This is a genomic window from Verrucosispora sp. SN26_14.1 (assembly GCF_004307965.1).
Classification (GTDB): domain Bacteria; phylum Actinomycetota; class Actinomycetes; order Mycobacteriales; family Micromonosporaceae; genus Micromonospora.
Window position 1 is genome coordinate 1 of the sequence record NZ_SISL01000554.1, and the last position, 3,496, is coordinate 3,496.

Consider the following 3,496-nt stretch of genomic DNA (forward strand, 5'->3'; position numbering starts at 1 on the left):
GCCCGCGCGTGCGTCGCGGCCGTGATCTCCCGGCGGCGGACCGCCGCGATCATCGCCGTGCCGGCCGCCATCACCACCCCCGCCATCAGCAGGGCCCAGGACCCGTCGACCCGCAGTGTCAGGAGCGCCGCGACCAGGGCGCCGAGGCCCATCGAGACGATCGCGGCGAGCCGTCGGGCCCACGCCGTGCCCACGCCTCCGGCAGCCCGGCTGTCCGCCGAGAGGTTCACCATGGTCATCGTCACCACCACCGTGGAGAGGTCCCGGATGCCGATGTGGCGGACCGCCGCGGCCTGGGCGCCGAGCACCAGCGCCAACAACCCGGTGACGACCAGCATCACGATCCCCTCCGGCGACCCGGTGCCGAGCCAGAGCCCGGCCGACGCCAGCGTCGACGCGCTACCGGCGACCAGCACGACCAGGCCGGAGCGGGGCAGCTTCGCCGGGCCCGTCGCGCCCCGGGTCAGCCGGGCGGCGAGCACCGCGCCGAGCATGAAGGCCAGCAACGCCACCAGGTTGTTGAGCACCGGCAGCCCGGGAACCCCGGCCAGGCCGAAACCGATGAAGAGCACGTTGCCGGTCATGTTGCCGGTGAAGACCCGGTCCAGGGCGAGATAGCTGACGCCGTCGATCGCCCCGGTCGCCACGGTCAGCACCAGCAGGGGTACGTCGTACGTCTTGGTCATGGGCCTCTTCCGCAGCTCGCCGCCGGATGGCGCGTCGAGAGCGGCCGTCAGCAGGGCGATCGTCCGGTTCGGAGTCTACGCACCGCCCACGGCCGCGTCCGGCGCAGCCGCGTCACGGCCCGGCGGCGGCCTCCAGCAGGTCGTCGTAGTGCTGTAGGCCGTGGTTCGGCGACACGTCCGCGATCGACCAGCTCTGGTAGCCGGTCTTCGTCCTGGGCAGCTCCACGGCGTTCGCCCCGTAGGTGAGGGCCAGCTCCAGCGTCTGGTTCCAGGTCGACGCCGGGCACGGGTCCTGGTCGGCGCAGACCAGGTCGGCGGTCGCGGTCTGGTAGCTGATCGGGCCGCCCTTGCCCGCGATGTACGCCCACATCGCGTAGTAGTTGTTCGGGCGGTCGGGGTACATCGAGTTGTTGCCCAGCACGCACCGGGCGCCCAGTGAGGTACGGCAGTAGTCGATCATCTGCCGGGTGTACGGCATGTCCACCGAGCCCGTCCAGGTCACCTCGTTGATCCGCTGGTACGGGTTGAAGGCCAGGTAGGAGCGGGTCTGCTCCCACACGTCGTGCGCGTCGATCTCGTCGCGGTGGCACTGGTCGTCGGCCGCCCCGGTGTAGCCGGCCGCCTCCAGGCCGGGCCGGTTCAGGCTGAGCTGCCCGGTCTGCCGGATGTACGGCTCGGCGAACTCGGTGGTGCAGCGGGCGATCACCACGTCCCGGATCCGGGGCTCGTCGTCGTAGCTGGCGGCCAGTCGGTCCTGGAGGTTCTGGTAGGCCGTTCCGTACTCGCTGGTCCAGAACGCACCGATCGTGCCGGCCAGGGTGCCGCTGGTGTACCACGGGATCGGGCTCGACCCGCCCAACGTCTTCGCCCAGTCCGGGGCGTGGATGCCGCCGACCACCCGCAGCCGGGCGTGCATCCCGGCCGCGTTCGCGGCGGTGACCGCCTGGTCGATCGCGGTGGTGTCGAGCGCACCGCCGTGGTCGGTGCCGGCCTGCTGCTGCGGTTGCAGGTCGCTCCAGTTGACCCGGATGACGAAGCTGTCCACCACCGGCGCGTACGCACCGGTGGCCGGCTCGGCCCGGTCGACCAGGCCGCTCAGCGGCGGCTTGAGGGTGACCGCCGTCGGGGTCGACGTCGACTGCGCCTGCGCCGGTACGGCGACCGCCGTGGCCGCCGTCACCGCGGTGACGAGTACCGCGAACCTTCTCACCCGGGAACCTCCTCGTGGCAGATGGAGCCCTCGGCGTCCGGAGCGACCCACCCGCGAGCCGGGGCGGCGTCGGCCGGACACCCGGGCACGAAGCGCCAGGATAGGGCTGAAGCGACCCGACGTCACCGGCGAAGATCGGCGGCGGTCCGGTCGTTTCCGGCCTGGCCGCTGGTCCCCGTGCCGGTGTGTGGCCCGACCCGTTACGGTGTACCGACCGATCTTCACCTGGGGGTTCCCTTGAGCCGGTTCGAGCAGCTGCGGCACCGACTGCGCCGGGCGTACGACGGGGGACGCGAGTCGGTACGCGCGGCCAGGGACCGGGACCGTACCCGGCAGGCCGACCGTGCGGAGGAGTTCGCCCGGCCCATCCCCGAGCCCCGCGCCGGCAACGACGGCGAGGACGGCCATCCCTCGACGATCAGCCGGGACGACGCCGGGGTGCCGCACTCGTTGCGGATCGCCGCCGCCTGGTCGTGGCGGATCATCGTCATCGGCATCGTCGGCTGGGCGATGCTGCGGTTCATGGGCACCATCCGCGTCGTGATCGTGCCCCTGCTGGTGGCGCTGCTGCTCTCCGCACTGCTGGCACCCGCCGTCGGCTGGCTGCTGCGGGCCCGCTTCCCCCGTTCGCTGGCCACCGCCGTGGTGCTGATCGGTGGACTGGCCGCCGTGGTCGGCACGCTGACCATGGTGGTCAGCGAGTTCGTCACCGGCCTGCCCGACCTCAGCCGCAACGCGGCCGACGGCATCGGTCAGATCCAGAACTGGCTGCGCGACGGGCCGCTGAACCTCTCCGACGGCACGTTGAACCAGTACATCCAGGCCGGGCAGAACTGGATCAACGAGAACACCCAGGCGCTGACCACCGGCGCGCTCTCCACCGCCGGCACGGTGGTGGAGATCTTCACCGGCGCGCTGCTGGTCCTCTTCGCCATGTTCTTCTTCCTCCGCGACGGCCAGCGCATCTGGCGGTTCATCGTGGGGATGTTCCCGGCCCCCGCCCGCTGGCGCCTCGACGACGCGGGCAGGGCCTCGTGGCAGACCCTGGTCGCCTACGTGCGGGCCACCGTGCTGGTGGCGTTCATCGACGCGGTGGGCATCGGTATCGCGCTGGTGCTGTTCGACGTGCCGTTCGCCTTCGCCCTGGCCGCGCTGGTCTTCCTCGGCGCGTTCATCCCGATCGTCGGTGCCACGCTCTCCGGCGCGGTGGCGGTGCTGGTCGCCCTGGTGGACGGCGGCTGGGTCACCGCGCTGTTCATCCTCGGCGCGGTGATCGTGGTGCAGCAGGTCGAGGGGAACGTCCTCCAGCCGTGGATCATGGGCAAGGCGGTGGCGCTGCACCCGCTGCCCGTGGTGCTGGCGGTCACCGCCGGTGTGGTGCTCGACGGCATCTTCGGCGCGCTCATCGCCGTACCGCTGATCGCCGTGCTCAACACCGCGGTCCGGCGGCTGGCCCGACGCCTCCCGCCGGCCGAGCAGCCACCGCCCCCGGAGGCGGTCGTGGTCAAGGCCACCACACCCTGACCCTTCCGGTCCGGGAGGACCGTCTCGGGTGTGCGGTCCGTCGGCGGCGCCCGCCGGTGGGCGGCTCCCACCGGCG

At 72.2% G+C, this 3,496-nt stretch carries 3 protein-coding genes; 1 reads left to right on the forward strand and 2 read right to left on the reverse strand.

The window, feature by feature from the left end:
* Together EYA84_RS28915 and EYA84_RS28920 are read right to left on the reverse strand one after the other, a co-directional pair.
* Positions 1-686 (reverse strand): YoaK family protein (locus EYA84_RS28915; protein WP_131057154.1); only part of this gene is annotated, 686 nt, incomplete at its 3' end.
* A gap of 112 nt (positions 687-798) precedes the next feature.
* Complete coding sequence (locus tag EYA84_RS28920; RefSeq protein ID WP_131057156.1) at positions 799-1,896, reverse strand: hypothetical protein; 1,098 nt, start codon at positions 1,894-1,896, stop codon at positions 799-801.
* A 237-nt stretch (positions 1,897-2,133) separates the two neighbouring features.
* On the opposite strand from EYA84_RS28920, the gene EYA84_RS28925 reads away from it, so the two are divergent.
* Complete coding sequence (locus tag EYA84_RS28925; RefSeq protein ID WP_176094492.1) at positions 2,134-3,420, forward strand: AI-2E family transporter; 1,287 nt, start codon at positions 2,134-2,136, stop codon at positions 3,418-3,420.
* The last annotated feature ends 76 nt before the right edge of the window (positions 3,421-3,496 follow it).